Annotated in this window: 18 protein-coding genes; 13 read left to right on the forward strand and 5 right to left on the reverse strand. The window is 51.4% G+C overall.

The genetic code is table 11. From position 1 onward, the window contains the following. The 12 genes from NP589_RS06325 to NP589_RS06380 all read left to right on the forward strand — a co-directional run bounded on the left by NP589_RS06325 (position 1) and on the right by NP589_RS06380 (position 9,404). The gene (locus NP589_RS06325; protein WP_371929650.1) at positions 1–771 is read left to right on the forward strand and encodes a class I SAM-dependent methyltransferase; all 771 of its coding nucleotides are present in this window, start codon (positions 1–3) and stop codon (positions 769–771) included. Between the two features lie 35 nt (positions 772–806). Then, a complete protein-coding gene (locus tag NP589_RS06330; RefSeq protein ID WP_256606218.1) occupies positions 807–1,121 on the forward strand; it encodes a non-heme iron oxygenase ferredoxin subunit in 315 nt (104 codons plus the stop codon). Positions 1,122–1,217: 96 nt separating this feature from the next. Next, positions 1,218–2,006, forward strand: coding sequence for a prolipoprotein diacylglyceryl transferase (lgt, locus tag NP589_RS06335; RefSeq protein WP_256606219.1), 789 nt, complete (start codon positions 1,218–1,220; stop codon positions 2,004–2,006). A gap of 86 nt (positions 2,007–2,092) precedes the next feature. Continuing rightward, positions 2,093–3,190, forward strand: coding sequence for a peptide chain release factor 2 (prfB, locus tag NP589_RS06340; RefSeq protein WP_256606220.1), 1,098 nt, complete (start codon positions 2,093–2,095; stop codon positions 3,188–3,190). 35 nt (positions 3,191–3,225) lie between these two features. Then, entirely contained in the window at positions 3,226–3,456 is a 231-nt protein-coding gene (locus tag NP589_RS06345; protein WP_256606221.1) for a DUF433 domain-containing protein, read from the forward strand. After that, entirely contained in the window at positions 3,453–3,821 is a 369-nt protein-coding gene (locus NP589_RS06350; protein ID WP_256606222.1) for a DUF5615 family PIN-like protein, read from the forward strand. Before NP589_RS06345 ends, NP589_RS06350 begins: the two co-directional genes overlap by 4 nt. Before the next feature lie 88 nt (positions 3,822–3,909). Then, positions 3,910–5,406 carry a lysine--tRNA ligase gene (gene lysS / locus NP589_RS06355; RefSeq protein WP_256606223.1) on the forward strand — a complete coding sequence of 499 codons (1,497 nt, stop codon included), beginning with the start codon at positions 3,910–3,912 and terminating at the stop codon, positions 5,404–5,406. A 54-nt stretch (positions 5,407–5,460) separates the two neighbouring features. Further along, a complete protein-coding gene (locus NP589_RS06360; protein WP_256606224.1) occupies positions 5,461–5,949 on the forward strand; it encodes a flavin reductase family protein in 489 nt (162 codons plus the stop codon). Positions 5,950–6,167: 218 nt separating this feature from the next. Continuing rightward, positions 6,168–6,386 (forward strand): Nif11-like leader peptide family natural product precursor, encoded by a 219-nt coding sequence (locus NP589_RS06365; RefSeq protein WP_020482391.1) that lies wholly within the window; start codon positions 6,168–6,170, stop codon positions 6,384–6,386. A gap of 134 nt (positions 6,387–6,520) precedes the next feature. Then, on the forward strand, positions 6,521–7,339 hold the full coding sequence (gene folP / locus NP589_RS06370) for a dihydropteroate synthase (protein ID WP_256606225.1): 819 nt from the start codon (positions 6,521–6,523) through the stop codon (positions 7,337–7,339). Then, positions 7,336–8,250: a 1-aminocyclopropane-1-carboxylate deaminase/D-cysteine desulfhydrase gene (locus NP589_RS06375; protein WP_256606226.1), complete on the forward strand. Its 915-nt coding sequence runs from the start codon at positions 7,336–7,338 to the stop codon at positions 8,248–8,250. Before folP ends, NP589_RS06375 begins: the two co-directional genes overlap by 4 nt. 101 nt (positions 8,251–8,351) lie before the next feature. Beyond that, positions 8,352–9,404 (forward strand): hypothetical protein, encoded by a 1,053-nt coding sequence (locus NP589_RS06380; RefSeq protein ID WP_256606227.1) that lies wholly within the window; start codon positions 8,352–8,354, stop codon positions 9,402–9,404. A gap of 1 nt (position 9,405) precedes the next feature. Here the strand turns inward: NP589_RS06380 and NP589_RS06385 are convergent, their stop codons facing one another. The 5 genes from NP589_RS06385 to NP589_RS06405 all read right to left on the reverse strand — a co-directional run bounded on the left by NP589_RS06385 (position 9,406) and on the right by NP589_RS06405 (position 13,689). Continuing rightward, entirely contained in the window at positions 9,406–9,615 is a 210-nt protein-coding gene (locus NP589_RS06385) for a dodecin (protein WP_256606228.1), read from the reverse strand. A 6-nt stretch (positions 9,616–9,621) separates the two neighbouring features. Next, complete coding sequence (gene thiE / locus NP589_RS06390; RefSeq protein WP_256606229.1) at positions 9,622–10,248, reverse strand: thiamine phosphate synthase; 627 nt, start codon at positions 10,246–10,248, stop codon at positions 9,622–9,624. After that, the gene (thiD, locus tag NP589_RS06395) at positions 10,245–11,030 is read right to left on the reverse strand and encodes a bifunctional hydroxymethylpyrimidine kinase/phosphomethylpyrimidine kinase (RefSeq protein WP_256606230.1); all 786 of its coding nucleotides are present in this window, start codon (positions 11,028–11,030) and stop codon (positions 10,245–10,247) included. Before thiD ends, thiE begins: the two co-directional genes overlap by 4 nt. Continuing rightward, the gene (locus NP589_RS06400) at positions 11,027–12,982 is read right to left on the reverse strand and encodes a BRCT domain-containing protein (RefSeq protein ID WP_256606231.1); all 1,956 of its coding nucleotides are present in this window, start codon (positions 12,980–12,982) and stop codon (positions 11,027–11,029) included. The genes thiD and NP589_RS06400 overlap by 4 nt, the downstream gene beginning before the upstream one ends. Before the next feature lie 194 nt (positions 12,983–13,176). After that, entirely contained in the window at positions 13,177–13,689 is a 513-nt protein-coding gene (locus tag NP589_RS06405; protein ID WP_256606232.1) for a transcriptional repressor, read from the reverse strand. 198 nt (positions 13,690–13,887) lie between these two features. Here NP589_RS06405 and NP589_RS06410 point away from each other — a divergent pair, with 198 nt between their 5' ends. Then, the gene (locus NP589_RS06410; RefSeq protein WP_064036325.1) at positions 13,888–15,123 is read left to right on the forward strand and encodes a diguanylate cyclase domain-containing protein; all 1,236 of its coding nucleotides are present in this window, start codon (positions 13,888–13,890) and stop codon (positions 15,121–15,123) included. Positions 15,124–15,161 lie beyond the last annotated feature (38 nt).

Genomic DNA, 15,161 nt, shown 5'->3' on the forward strand with positions numbered 1-15,161 from the left:
GTGGCGAGTTTGTCCGAACAAGGCGCGGTGGTCTATGCTGAGGACTCGGCGTTGGCCGCCAGTCAGGCGCTTGCCCAGCGTTTGGGCTGGCCCTTGCTGGCATTCCAAGAGCTATCCGCCGAATCCCCGCAAGCGTTTTTCCTTTGTTATCGGGATGCTTGTCTGAAGTTATTGGATAAACAGACCCTGAAAAAAGGCGGTTTGGCGGTCGATGTCGATCCGCGCCCCGGCGAGCAACACTCCTATCCCGCCCCCAAAAAAGACTTGTTAGCGCAGGCGATAGGCAAGAAAACCAAAACTGTCATCGATGCCACAACGGGCTGGTCGCAGGATAGTTTGGCCTTGTTTCGCATGGGCTATGAGGTACAGTGCATCGAGCGCTCGCCGGTAATGGCCGAATTGATCAAGGATGGTTTTCAGCGTTTGGCGCAAAAAGATTGGATGCAAAATCGGCAATTGCAGCCGCCCGAGTTAATGGTCGGTAATGCCATCGAGTTACTGGGTGGTTTGTCGCAAGCGCCCGATTGCATTTATCTCGACCCCATGTTTCCTCCCAAACGTAAGCAAACCGCAGCGACGCGCAAATCAATGGCTATCCTCCGCGAAATTTTAGGCGACGACCTGGACAGGGCCGATTTGTTTCAGGCGGCATGGCAGGCGGCGGGTAAGCGCGTAGTAGTTAAAAGCCCCGATTATGCAGAACCGCTGGGCGGCAAACCCAGCGAAAACTACCAAGGCAAGTTGCTCAGATACGACGTTTATCTGAAATAACTTGCAGACAAAACTTAAACCCAAACGAGGCAAATATGAGCGATTGGATTGATGTGGTGGCCGAATCGGCACTGGCCAACGGCGAGCATGTGCTAGTCGATGTTGACGGTACCGATGTGGCGATTTTTAAAATCGACGATCAATACTACGCGATTGAAGACGTTTGCACACATGATGGTGCCGAAATAGCCAGCGGCGAGTTGGATGGCGATGAAATCGTCTGTCCGCGCCATGGTGCCCGATTTTGTGTAAAAACCGGTGCCGTCAAATGCGCACCCGCGTATGAAGATGTTGCGACCTTTCCGGTACGGATAGTTGAAGGCAGAATACAAGTATCCGATCCAAGATGAACTAGGCGACGGGCGAAAGATAAAAAGCGAAAAAAACCAGCCGGCGTTAGAATTCACCGTCTTTCGCGTTTAACCGTAATCACTTCCCGCATAATCATGGACCATTTTATTTGGAATATTGACCCCATTCTTGTCGATTTCGGCTTTCTGAAAATCCGTTGGTATGGCTTGATGTTCGCATCCGGCTTTGTAGGCAGTTTTTTGACCATGCAATGGATTTACCAGCGCGAAGGCAAGAACATCGAAGAGCTGGACACCCTGCTTTGGTATATGGTGATTGCGACGATAGTCGGTGCGCGTTTGGGGCATACCATGCTCTACGATCCGGCTTATTATTTGTCGCATCCGTTGAAGATTCTGGCCGTTTGGGAAGGCGGTTTGGCCAGTCACGGCGCCACACTGGGTATCATCCTGGCTTTGTATCTCTACCGGCGCAAATACGGCGATAGTTATTTCTGGCTGTTGGATAGAGTCAGTATTCCGACCGCGTTGGCTGGTGCACTAATCCGCGTCGGGAATTTCTTTAATTCCGAGATTCTTGGGGTTCCCTCCGAACAACCGTGGGCCGTGGTGTTTTCGCGGATAGATCCACTGCCGCGTCACCCCGTACAGCTTTATGAAGGCGCTTGTTACCTGATGATTTATCTGATTTCACTGGCGATCTATAAAAAGCAGGCCGATAAGCCAGGCTTTGTGTTCGGTTGTTTCATCAGCATGCTGTTCACTGTGCGTTTTTTCCTGGAATACTTCAAAACCGAGCAAGCCATGTACGACACCGGTGTGATGTTCACTACCGGCCAATTACTCAGCATACCGTTTGTGCTGGCCGGTATTGGCTGTATCGTTTGGGCCTTGAAAAACCATAAGCCCAAGCCGGCTGCTTAATCGTTTATAATCACTCCCTTTTAACCGCCGGGGCTGCCCGGCGTCTAGTGCCCCATTGGGGGTATTCGCTTGGGTTTTGAGAGTTCATGCAAGAAATTAATCCGATTAAATACAAGATAGCCGATCTCCGCGAACGTAGCGCCGGATTGAAAACCTATCTTGATTTCGACAGTAAAAGCGAGCGCCTGGTGGAGGTGCTGCGCGAGTTGGAAGATCCGGCTATCTGGAATAAGCCGGAGCAAGCGCAAGCCATGGGTAAGGAGCGGGCGATGCTGGAAGGCATCGTCAATACCATTCTGGAATTGGAACAAGGTTTGTCCGACGCCGAAGAATTGTTGTTGATGGCGGTGGAGGAAAACGACGAAGAAACCGTCGATACCGTCGCTGCCGATCTTGAAGAGTACGAAAAACAAGTGGCCGGCTTGGAGTTTCAGCGGATGTTCTCCGGTGAGATGGACGCTAACAACGCCTTCCTGGACGTCCAGTCCGGTTCCGGCGGTACCGAGGCACAGGACTGGGCATCAATGATAGAGCGCATGTATTTGCGTTGGGGCGAAGCGAAAGGCTTTAAAACCGAGTTAATCGAAGAATCGCCAGGTGATGTGGCCGGCATCAAGAGTGCGACCATCAAATTTGAAGGGCCGTATGCCTTTGGTTGGCTGCGTACCGAAACCGGGGTGCATAGGTTGGTGAGAAAGTCGCCATTCGATTCCGGCAACCGCCGTCACACTTCTTTTGCCTCGGTATTCGTCTCACCGGAAATCGATGATGACATCGAAGTGGATATTAACCCTGCGGATTTGCGCATCGACGTTTATCGGGCCAGCGGTGCCGGCGGCCAGCACGTCAACCGGACCGAATCGGCAGTGCGGATTACGCATGGCCCCAGTGGCATTGTGACCCAATGCCAAAGCGATAGGTCGCAGCACAAAAACAAAGATACCGCGATGAAGCAGCTGAAAGCCAAGCTGTATGAGATGGAAATGCTGAAACGCAGCGAAGGCTTGCAAGCGATTGAAGATTCCAAATCGGATATAGGTTGGGGTAGTCAGATTCGTTCCTACGTATTGGACCAATCCCGCATCAAAGATCTGCGTACCAACGTCGAAACCGGTAATACCCAGGCAGTCTTGGATGGGGCGCTGGATCAATTTATTGAGGCCAGCTTAAAGAGCGGATTGTAATTTGCGAAGTGCGAGTGAGAGCTTGTGAGGACGACATGAAGAATTTTGATCGAATCACCTTCAATCCTGCTGTCATGGGTGGCAAGCCTTGCTTACGCGGGCTTCGGGTTACAGTTGGCACCGTTGTCGGTCTGATTGCCAGTGGCTATAACTTTAAAGACATCCTTGACTTATACCCGTATTTAGAAGCGGAAGATATAACCGAAGCTTTACGTTATGCCGCTTGGAGATCCGAAGAAGTTGAGCTGCCGCTTGTGGCGGCATGAAAATCTTATTGGATATGAATCTTTCGCCAGCTTGGGTGCCACTGCTGGTGGAGGCTGGTTTCGATGCCGTGCACTGGATTGACGTGGGGGCAGTTGATGCTTTAGACACGGAATTATTTGGCTGGGCGCGTTCTCAAAATGCTATCGTTTTTACACATGATCTTGATTTTGGCACTTTACTAGCCTTGACCAATGCTGAATCCCCCAGCGTTTTTCAAATACGCACGCATGATGTTTCACCTAATGTTCTCGGGTTGCGAGCAATTGTCTTGTTGCGTCGCTTTGAAAGAGAGCTAAGCGACGGGGCGCTGATCGTTGCAGATGAACTGCGCGAGAGGGTACGCTTGTTGCCATTAGCGAGATAGTTAGTATCGTTAAGTGATTTTCGGCAAGGCCTATCATCAACTTGAATTCCATAAACCCGATCCACATTTGATTTTATCGATTACTAAAATGTCAGAACTCGAACACGACGAACAAGAACAGATCAAACAACGCCGCGAAAAACTAAACGCCTTGCGCGAAGAAGGCATCGCATTCCCGACTGATTTTCGGCGCAATGTGGTGGCCGGTGAATTATTAGCCGAGTACGGCGAGAAAACCGAAGAAGAGCTGTTGGCCGAGCCGATTCGGGTGAAGATTGCCGGACGGATGATGACGCGTCGCATCATGGGTAAGGCCAGTTTTTGCCATTTGCAGGATATGTCCGGGCAGATTCAGGTTTATGTGGCGCGTGACAATCTGCCGGAAGGCGTATACAACGATCAGTTCAAGAAATGGGATATTGGTGACATTGTCGGAGCCGAAGGTACTTTGTTTAAAACCAAGGTCGGCGAGTTGAGCGTTAGGCTGGACGATATTCGCTTGCTGACCAAAGCCCTGCGGCCCTTGCCGGAAAAGTTTCATGGCATTGCCGATCAGGAGATCAAATATCGCCAGCGTTATCTGGATTTGATCATGAGTGACGAGACGCGCAAGACTTTCCTGATGCGTTCGAAAATCGTCAATTACATCCGCGAATTTTTGATCGCCCGCGACTTCCTGGAAGTGGAAACACCGATGATGCAGGTCATCCCCGGCGGAGCCACCGCGCGGCCGTTTACTACGTTCCATAACGCGTTAGATATGGAACTGTATCTACGTATCGCGCCGGAGTTATATCTGAAACGCTTGGTGGTCGGTGGTTTCGAGAGGGTGTTCGAGATCAACCGCAACTTCCGCAACGAAGGTCTGTCGACTCGCCACAATCCCGAATTCACGATGATGGAGTTCTACCAAGCCTACGCGGAATATGGTGACTTGATGGATCTGACCGAAGCGATGCTGAAAGGCATAGCTGAAGATGTGGTGGGTAGTTCGGTGATCGAATATCAAGGCGATCAGTACGATTTCGGTAAGCCGTTCGCACGGATGACAGTGTTGGAATCGATCCTGCATTTCAATCCGGAATTGACGCTGGCTGACCTGAGCACTCGCGAAGCGGCGGTGAAAGTAGCCGAGAAGCTGAAAATTCCGGTCAAAGACAGTTACGGTTTGGGCAAAGTGCAAATCGAGATTTTCGAAAAAACCGTCGAACATCGCTTGATGAACCCGACTTTCATCACCGCCTATCCTGTGGAAGTCTCACCACTGGCCCGGCGCAACGACAACGATCCCCATGTGACCGACCGTTTCGAATTCTTCGTCGGCGGCCGCGAGATCGCCAACGGCTTTACCGAGTTGAACGATGCCGAAGACCAAGCCGAACGCTTCCAAAAACAGGTAGAAGAAAAGGAAGCCGGCGACAACGAGGCCATGCATTTCGATGCCGATTACATCACCGCGCTGGAGCACGGCATGCCACCGACCGCAGGGGAGGGTATCGGCATAGATCGTTTGGTGATGCTGTTCACCAACTCGCCAAGCATTCGCGACGTACTGCTGTTCCCGCATATGCGTCCTAAAAACTGATTGCACAATTGGACGTCTATGCTGTGTTATCGCTATTGGATCTAAGAGAAAATTATGAGCGTTGAAGCCAAACAATTTAAAAATGCCCTTAAATTATGGGCCAGCGGCGTAACGGTGGTTACGACTCAGGGCCGTGACAATCAGCCCAGAGGCATGACCGCGACTGCGTTTAGCAGCGTGTCCTTGGAGCCGCCGCAAATTCTGGTATGTTTGAATCAAGCGACCGATACCGGCGCGGCTTTGCTGGAAAGCCGCCGCTTTGCAGTCAATATTCTTAATAGCGCGCAAGAAGACGTATCCAATCAATTTGCCGGTAGTACTACCCAAGAACAGCGCTTTGCCAGTATCGCCTGGCAAGCGGGTGAAAACGGGGCGCCGATTCTGAGCGAAGCCCTGGCAGTACTGGAATGCCGGGTTGTGCAACAAGTTCAGGCCGGTAGCCATTGGGTGATTATTGGTGAAGTCGATAGTGTGGTGTGCCGGGAAGGTGATCCATTGCTGTATTACCATTCCGCTTATCGTACGGTTGCTACACAAGGCTAAAGATTTACTGTCGTTAGCTATGTCTATACGCACCGACAATTGTTGTATTTGCTACAAATGCCGCATGAATTGTAGGTGAATAGCTGCCATTTTTGGTGACACCTTTTTTGTAATGCCTTGAACTACAAAAGAAATAACGGCTTTTAAAAAAATGGCCGTTATTTTGCTTAGATAACTTTGAGTTTTATCCAACCTTCAGAGTTATCACGGAGTTATCAATGTCAATTAAGGTCATCAAAGAATTTTCTGAAAAAGCCAAAGGCGATGAGGGGCTGAAAGAAAAACTGAAAGCCTGCGTCAAAATTAAGGAAATGCTGCTATTGGCTAAGGAAAGCGGGTTTGAAATTGAGGAGGATGAACTGTATCCACCTAACGAACCACAATTTGTTGAAGAGCAGCTTTCAGAAAAACTTGCTAAAGCTCTACTAAGAGTTTAACGACTGAGTGCCATCCTGCCCTGGGCGGGATGGCCGCCAGTTATCGGCATAGCGTAAAACGGTAGCCGGTAAATTCTAAAAACGACTCGACAACGGTAAACTACGCGTTTGCTGCTATCGAGGAGTTTTCAAACATGTTCAACGCTGTCAATAGTCCCCAACTGATGGGGATACTCAACGTCACCCCCGATAGTTTTTCCGATGGCGGTAAATTTACCGGTGTGGCGGCAGCAATAGCACAAGCTGAGAAAATGATAGCCGAGGGTGCCGATATTATCGACGTCGGCGGCGAGTCGACTCGGCCCGGTTCCGATCCCGTTGCCGCGGACGAGCAAATTCGCCGGGTGGTGCCGGTGATTACTGCGATCCGTGCGAGCTATCCCCAAATTCAGATCAGCATAGATACCACTTTAAGCCAAGTTGCTTCAGCAGCGGTGGTGGCGGGTGCCAGTATTATCAACGACGTCTCGGCCGGTCAGGGCGATCCCAATATGTTGGCTTTTGCGGCATCCGCTCAAGTTCCAATCATCCTGATGCATATGCAGGGTACTCCGAAAACCATGCAGGATCAGCCGCATTACGACGATGTGCTGGCCGATGTAATCGCCGCTTTACAACAGCGTATCGCTGAAGCACTGGCGGCCGGCGTGTTGGCGAAAAATATCGCGATAGATCCCGGCATTGGTTTTGGCAAAGGTAAGCAAGACAATATCGATCTTTTGGCGCATTTGCGCAGTTTTGTTGAGTTGGGTTACCCGGTGTTGCTGGGTACCAGCCGTAAGCGCTTCATGGGTAGTATTTGCAATGTCAGCGAACCGGCCGAATTGGTCACCGCGACTGCCGTAACCACCGCGTTGGGGGTAATGGCGGGGGTGCAGATGTTCCGGGTTCATGATGTCAAAGCCAATCGTCAGGCTGCGGATGTGGCTTGGGCCATCAAACAGGCACAGTGACCGGTCTCCATCCGCGTCTAAGTGTGTTGCAGGTGCAATTGGCTGCTTCGCCGCTAACTAGGATTAACGACCCGGAATTAACCGACCGGCAGTTGGAATTGTGGATAAAGCGCGACGACTTACTGCATCCGATTATCTCCGGCAATAAATGGCGCAAGCTCAAATATATCCTCAATCATGCCTTACACATTGGCGCCGACAGCATCGTCAGCATGGGCGGCGCATATTCCAATCATCTACACGCCTTGGCTTTTAGCGGTAAAGCCTTGGGATTGAAAACCATAGGCTACATTCGTGGCGAAAGGCCCGCACAACTGAATGCCACGCTGCATGATCTGCTTGATTGGGGCATGCAGCTGCGTTTTGTTTCGCGTAGCGACTACCGGCAATTACGTAATTACCATGATTACGACAGTTTGCCGGAACTTCAGCCCGGCCAATATTGGTTGCCGGAAGGCGGGGCCACGGACCTTGCATTGCAAGGCGTTGCCGAACTGGTCGATGAAATCGAAATCGGTTTCGATACTTTGGCAGTGGCCTGCGGCACCGGTACCACTTTGGCAGGCTTGCTTGCTTCGCCGCGTACCAGTCGAGTTATCGGCGTGGCGGCGCTGAAAGGTGGCGACTTTCTAATCGACGATGTCGGGCAATTGCTGAATAAACAGGGAATGACTAGTCACGCTGACTGGCGAATTTTAGTGGGTTACCATTTCGGCGGATTTGCCAAAACGACGCCGGCTTTGTTGGCGTTTATGCAGGACTTTCAACAGCGGTACGGCATAGAATTGGAGCCAATCTACACCGGAAAATTGCTGTTTGCGCTCTACGATTTAATCCGGCGGGACTATTTCCCCGCCGGGCAGCGGATAGTGGCAATCCATACTGGCGGTTTGCAAGGCAAGCGTATGTAGCATTACCGTTCGTTTTACCGGTTAAAAATCAAATAGATATTGAGTGATTACTCAAAATGGTGATAATAGCCGCTGCCTAAAAATAATAAAAAGGTGGCATCGTGGTTGCGCAGATCATTTCATTCCCCGAACAAAAAAGTAACAATAAACTGGCGGTGTCTTTCCGCTTTTTGCTGAGTTTGTACGCGATTGTACCGCTGTGCTTAGTGGTGCTTTGGCTAGACAAGTACGGCTTTAATTTCGCGCTACGCAATTTGCTGCCCAGTAGCCCAACGCATTTTTTGTTGTTTCAAATTTTATTTGGTACCCCGCATATCATCGCCAGCAATCTATTGTTGGTCAGCCATCAAGACTATCTGCAAGCCTTTAAAAGCAAATTAATCGCCATGACCTTGTTCATCATGGTTTTTTTCGGCATTGGCAGCTTATTTATTCCTTATCGTGCGCTTTACATCATTACCGCCTGCTGGACGGTATATCACGTTTTGAAGCAGCAACACGGCATCGCCAAGGCGGTATGTCGCTTGCCGAGTTGGGCGTTTTATCTGCAATTGTGGCTCAGCGTTAGTGCCGGGATTTTTATCTACATGGGGATATTTCTAAAAAATAGCCTGGAGCCGGAGCAAGCGGCGTTAGTGTTGCAGGTTGCTGGCGTGCTGACCGTGGGTTTATTGCTGAGCACCTTATGGTGTCAACGCTATATTCCTAGTCGATTTGGATTGTATTTTCTGTGGGCCAATACTCTGCTGGTTGCCAGCAGTTGGTATGTGTACAGTCAGCAGTATTATTTTCTGGCGATCTTGATGCCGCGCTTAGTACACGACATTACTGCTTATAGTTTTTACGTGACTCACGATGTGAATCGGCACGGCGAACAGCCACAAAATGGTTTGTTCCGAGCGGCCACGGCGCTACGGCTGCCTATTTGGTTAGTGTTGCCGCTGTTATCCTTTGTTTTGACGTATCTATTGCAGGCTTATGGCGACGAATGGGTAAATCTATTGCTACAAACCCTGTTTTCGACGCAAATCTACAAAGCCGTAACTTTGGGTTTTCTGGGTTATTTGGCCTTGATGCATTACTACTCCGAGGCCTTTGTCTGGGCCGCCGGCTCGCCGCTAAGGCGTTATATTCGCTTTAGCGGCGTCTCATGACCTAATGCGGCAGCGTGTAACCCACTTTGATGGTTACCTGCCAATGCGCGACCTTGCCGTTGTCGATATGACCGCGAGTTTCCACCACTTCAAACCAACGCATGTTTTGGACAGTTTCGCCGGCTTTGGCGACAGCGTTTTCGATAGCTTGCTGGATGCCCAGGCTGGATGAGCCGGTTAGTTCGATTTTTTGATAGACATGTTCTGGCATGAGGTTTTACTCCGGTTGATGGTTGAATAAGGCTTGGTAGGCGCGCGCCGCCGCTTCCGGTTCATGGTCGAATACGCCGCCTATCACTGCCAATAAGTCTGCGCCCGCCGCCAGTAAAGTTCCACCGTTTTCCGGCAGAATGCCGCCGATGGCGACAATCGGCACGGTTATCGATTGTTTAGCGCGTGCCAGGCTGACGATGTCGGCCGGTGCGGCCAGCGGTTTCGAACCCGAAGGGAAAAAGCGGCCGAATGCCACATAATCTGCGCCGGCTGCGGCCATGGTCAAGGCTTTTTCGACATCGTTATAACAGGATACGCCGATGATGGCATTCGGGCCAAGCATCTGTCTTGCTTCGGCGATTTCGCCATCGTCGCGGCCCAGATGCACGCCGTCCGCACCAACAGCCAGTGCCAGCTCGATACTATCGTTAATTAATAGCGGGGCAGCGTAGGCGTCGCAGACTTCCAACAATAGACTAGCTAATTGCGGAGCATCCAAGGGGTTTTTGTCGCGGTATTGAATCACGCTCGCGCCGCCGCGCAAGGCCGCCTCTACGTCTTTTACCACTTGCTTGATCGTTCTGTGTTCGGGTTGGGTGATGGCGTACAGACCGCGGCGCGGAAACTTCATGCTTCTACCCAAAACAGCCGATCAGGATTGTATTGGCCTAGTCCGGGACGGTAAGCGGCGGCCAGGGATTGCCAGGTGAACTCCTGGGCCTCGCTGACGGCGGTAAACACATCCAGGCCTTGGGCCAGCAGCGCCGCGCTGGCGCTGGCCAGCGTGCAGCCCGAGCCGTGATAGCTGTGCGGCAGGCGCTCCCAGTTAAAGGTTTCATGCAGATCATCGGGCATGTATAAACGGTTATGTACCAACTCCGAGCTTTCGTGGGTGCCGGTAATAAGTACGTATTCGGCTCCCTTGTCTTGCAAGAAGCGGCCGCAGTCGCCTAGATTGTTTTGTCCGGAAAGGCGGCGAGCTTCTTCGCTGTTGGGGGTTAATAAGGTGGTCAACGGCAGTAGTTGCTCGACTATGACGTCAATTAATTGCTGGCCGGCCAGTTCGGTGCCGCCGCCGGCCGCCAGTACCGGGTCCAGCACCACCGGAATAGTCGGATGTTGTCTTAACACCTGTGCAATCGCTTCGGCCACTCCGGCATCGCCGATCAGGCCGATTTTGAACGCGGAGACTTTAATGTCCGTCAACAAGGTGTGCGCCTGGCTGAGAATATTCTTGGGCTTTTGCGGAATCAGCTTCTTGACGTTGCGGCTATCTTGTTCGGTTAAGGCGGTGATCACGCTAGCCGCGTGGCATTGATGGCCGACGATGGCTTCGATGTCGGCTTGTACACCGGCGCCGCCACTGGGGTCGTGGCCGGAAAAGCACAGTACCACCGGGCGGTTGCGGCTCATGCGTCTTCTCCCGCAAGCAAAGTCAGAAACTCTTGTTCGCTGATAACAGTCACGCCTTTTTCTCGCGCAGCATTGATTTTGTTAGCGCCGACATTGTCGCCCGCTACAAGATAGTCGGTTTTTGCCGATACCGAGCCGCCGACTCTCGCGCCTTTGCCTTTGGCTTGCTTACTCAAGTCGTCGCGGCTGCCACTATGCAAGGTGCCGGTGAAGACCAAGGTTTTGCCGGCTAGCGGATGGGCGTTTTCGGTGGCCTGGTTTTGCGTGGAGGTGAGATTAAAACCTAGTGACATCAAACTGTCGAACAAGGGTTTGATTTTGGTAAAGCCTTCCGTGATAACCGCTGCGGTTTTCTCCGCAAAGCCTTCGATGGCGACGATGTCGGCTTCGCTGAGATTGAAAATCTCCGCCAAGGTGTAATGTGCCAACAGTCGTTCGCAGTTGCCCAATCCCATCCGAAACACCCCAAATGCCGATAAAAAGCGCCAGTCTTCGACGGCTTCATTGCGGCTTCGTATCAATTGATCGACCAGGTTTTGCGATTGCTTGGGACCGAAGCCCATGCTTTCGAATTGCTCGGCGGTTAAGGCATAAATCTGGTCGACGCGGCGGATGCCGTATTCATAAAGCTTTTTGATCGTTGCAGCCCCGAAGCCGTCGTTGTTTTTCAGCACCCGGAAGAAATGTTCCATGCTGTTACTGATTTGCGCCGGGCATTCCAGATTATTCGGGCAGATCAGGTAGTCGTTATCCCAAATCAAGTCGTGGCCGCAGCTAGGGCAGGCAGTGGGTACGGCGGGCTCAGTCGGACGCAATACTTCCTCGATTTTAGGTATCACTTCACCTGAGCGGGCCAGACGAATCAAGGCGCCGGCGCCGATGCCTTTCTCCAACACCATTTTGTAATGATGGGCGGTAGCGCGGGATAGTAAGGCGCCGCTGAGCCGAACCGGTTCCAACTCGGCGACTGGGGTGATACGACCGGAGCGAGAGGTTTGTGGTGTGACGCCAATGACGACGACTTCCGCAGTCTCCAGGTTTTCTTTGTAAGCCAGTTGCCAGCGGTGATGATGGCGGGTGGCGCCCATCGCTTGTTTGAGCTGGTCGTCGACGATTTCCAGAATCACGCCGTCGACGTCGTAATCCAGTTTATGCCAGATGTCTTTGACAATGGTTTCAAAGTGATCGATCAGATCCTGCCAGAAGCCGGTCCAGCAAGGCAGGATCGCAAAAGGATAAAACACCGCCGCATGATCGGCGATAGCGCGTTCGGCGTGTTCGTCCAGCTCTTTTTCCTTGATCACACTGGCCTGGAAGTTACGGGCATTGTCAAAAAACTCGGCGAGATTGGTGTCGAAATAACTGCGGCTGACCACAATCTCGCCAGCGCCCAAGCCGCGCGGGCCTTGATTCGCGACTTGCAGTCCGCGCTCGAATACGCGGGTAATATCTGTGCCTTTACGGCCATCACCACGGGTATACAGCGTCTCGCCGTCGTCGTAGGCGGCGTAACCATCGAGCTTGGGGGTGACCTTAAAAATCAGCTCAGCAAAGTTTTTGTCCAGATCGCCAGCGGCCTTCTCGATTCGCCCGGCCCAGCGTTCTACCTCATCGCGGCTATAAGCTTTGTCGGTGGAGAGCATGATGGTCGGCAGATCCACGGTTTTGCCAGCGAAGGCCGGTTCCGGCTCGACAGTGTGCAGCAGCGGATGCTCGGGCTGACGTTTTTTCAATTCCGCCAAATACACAAAATCGTAATCGGCATCGCTGATAATCGGCTCGCCGCCACGATACAAAGCGTTGGCAATTTCCAGGAACGCGACTAATTCGCTGTTCGTTACGGTATTCAGCAAATCCGCTTGTTTGCATAATTCGCAAAAACGTTGCTCGCTGATTGCGGTTTGATCTAAATCAGTTTGCAAAAGAATGGCTTTTTGACTTTCGGTAAGCATGCCGGGGATAGATGTGTCGGGTAGGGCGGCGATTATAGAGGATAATATCGCAAAAAAAAGGCGGGAGAGAGAACTCGCCCGCCGAAGCATCTATCTTTCAAGAGGATCATGTCGACGGTAGGAAAACGCGTGACATGGGCTTAATATAAAGTTTTCTGCCGGACAAGCGTTGATCTAGGTCAATATTTGGCGGGTTATTGAACAACCTGTTCATCCAAAGTATTTATGGCAGGGTTGCAGGTTTTGCATAAGCCATGAATTTCGATGGTTTTACGCTGGGGTACGAAGCCGACATCGCCAAGTTCTTTGGATAACGCGCTCAGTACCGAAGGCGCGGCGCGTTCCTGAACCGTATGGCACGCGGTGCAGATTAACAACAGTTGATCGTGTTGGGTGCCGGAGCAATGACAGCCGACAAACGCGTTTAAACTCTCCACTCGGTGAATAAGGCCTTGCTCCAACAGAAAGTCCAAAGCCCGGTAGACTGTTGACGGTTTTGCGGCGTCGTTTACCGGCCTGATTTGATCCAGCAAGTCGTATGCTTTAACAGCCTTATGACTGTTCCAGATCAGCTCCAAAATCTTGTGGCGGATGGGGGTCAGTTGCACGCCGCGTGTTAAGCAAAGTTGTTCGGCTACACTTATCGCCTTGTGGATGCATACGTTATGGTCATGCTCGGGTGCCGGGAAGCTTGCTTTGTCTGTCATTTTACAAAGGGTGATTAGGTTCATTCATTTTGTGGACGCGGTAAGTTATAGTGCCAGCATAAACAACCCATTTCAAATCGGATTACCAAATAGAGTTTGTGTAATTTTAAGGCGCGCGGTTGAGCGCCATAGTATGGTTGTTTGGCGGTTTCTCGGCGGACTTTTGCGAAGCGGCTATAAGTATTTTTGAGGCAATAAATGAGAAGGATTACATTCCTGGTTTATGCAGTGCTATGGATTTTGTTGATTAGCCTGAACCTTTACCAGCAAGTAACGGACACCAAACACTACGCGCAAAAAATTGCCACGCGGCAGGCCGAGATGTTTTTCGATCACATCGTGCTGATCAGAAAATGGAATGCGTTGCACGGTGGCGTTTATGTGCCTATCACTGAAACTACTCAGCCCAATCCTTACCTGGATGTTCCGCAACGGGATGTCGAAACCACGGATGGCAAGCGCCTTACTTTGATCAATCCTGCCTATATGACTCGGCAACTCGCTGAAATGAGCGACGACTCGGGTATTGCCTTTCACGTTACCGGCTTTAATCCGATTCGCCCGGAAAATCGGCCGGACCAATGGGAGTCCGAAGCTTTGTTGGCCTTTCAGCAAGGTCAAAAAAGCGTGAGTAGTATCGGTACTATCAATGGGCAATCTTTCTATCGTTACATGGCGCCGCTTCATGTGGACCAGAGTTGCCTCGTTTGCCATCAGCGGCAAGGCTACAGAGAGGGCGATATTCGCGGCGGTATTAGTGTCAGTATTCCCAGCGCCAGTATTGATGGCTTTGTGAACGAGCGCCTGGAGCATCTGACCATCACTCATGCGATTGTGGCGTTCGTCGGTTTGATCGTGTTGCTGTTGTCTTATTTGGCGCAAGCCAGACTAAGCCAGCGTCTGGATAAAGCCAAAAGCCGTATGCAACTGGCTTATCTGGATTCTTTGACGTTGCTGCCCAATCGCCGTTACTACGATGCCTTTGTAAAAAGGGAATGGAAGCGGGCCCTAAGGCATAAATACCCCATTTCGATGATCATGATCGATATCGATTTCTTTAAGCTATACAACGACAATCTTGGACATATCGAAGGCGATCATTGTTTGCGGCAAGTGGCCAAAACCTTGAAGCGTTTCTTTAGGCGACCAGGCGATTTGATTGCTCGCTATGGCGGCGAAGAGTTTTGCGTAGTCGCGGCCTGTGATGCGGAACAAATCATGGTTTTGGCCGAAATTCTGCGTAAAGCTGTCGAGAATATGCGTTTACCGCATCCCGCTTCTAAAATTTCCGAATTTGTGACTATCAGTCTTGGGGTTGCCAGTATCGTGCCGGGTGACGACCTGTCTTTCGAAAGTCTGCTGCATGCGGCGGATCAGGCGCTATACGATGCCAAGGCCACCGGCAGAAACCGGGTTGGAAAACGCCGGATTTGAAATGATTGGGCCGGTGTTAACCGGCCCTTGCCATGCAG

This window comes from Methylomonas rosea, from assembly GCF_024505055.1.
GTDB classification, from domain to species: domain Bacteria; phylum Pseudomonadota; class Gammaproteobacteria; order Methylococcales; family Methylomonadaceae; genus Methylomonas; species Methylomonas rosea.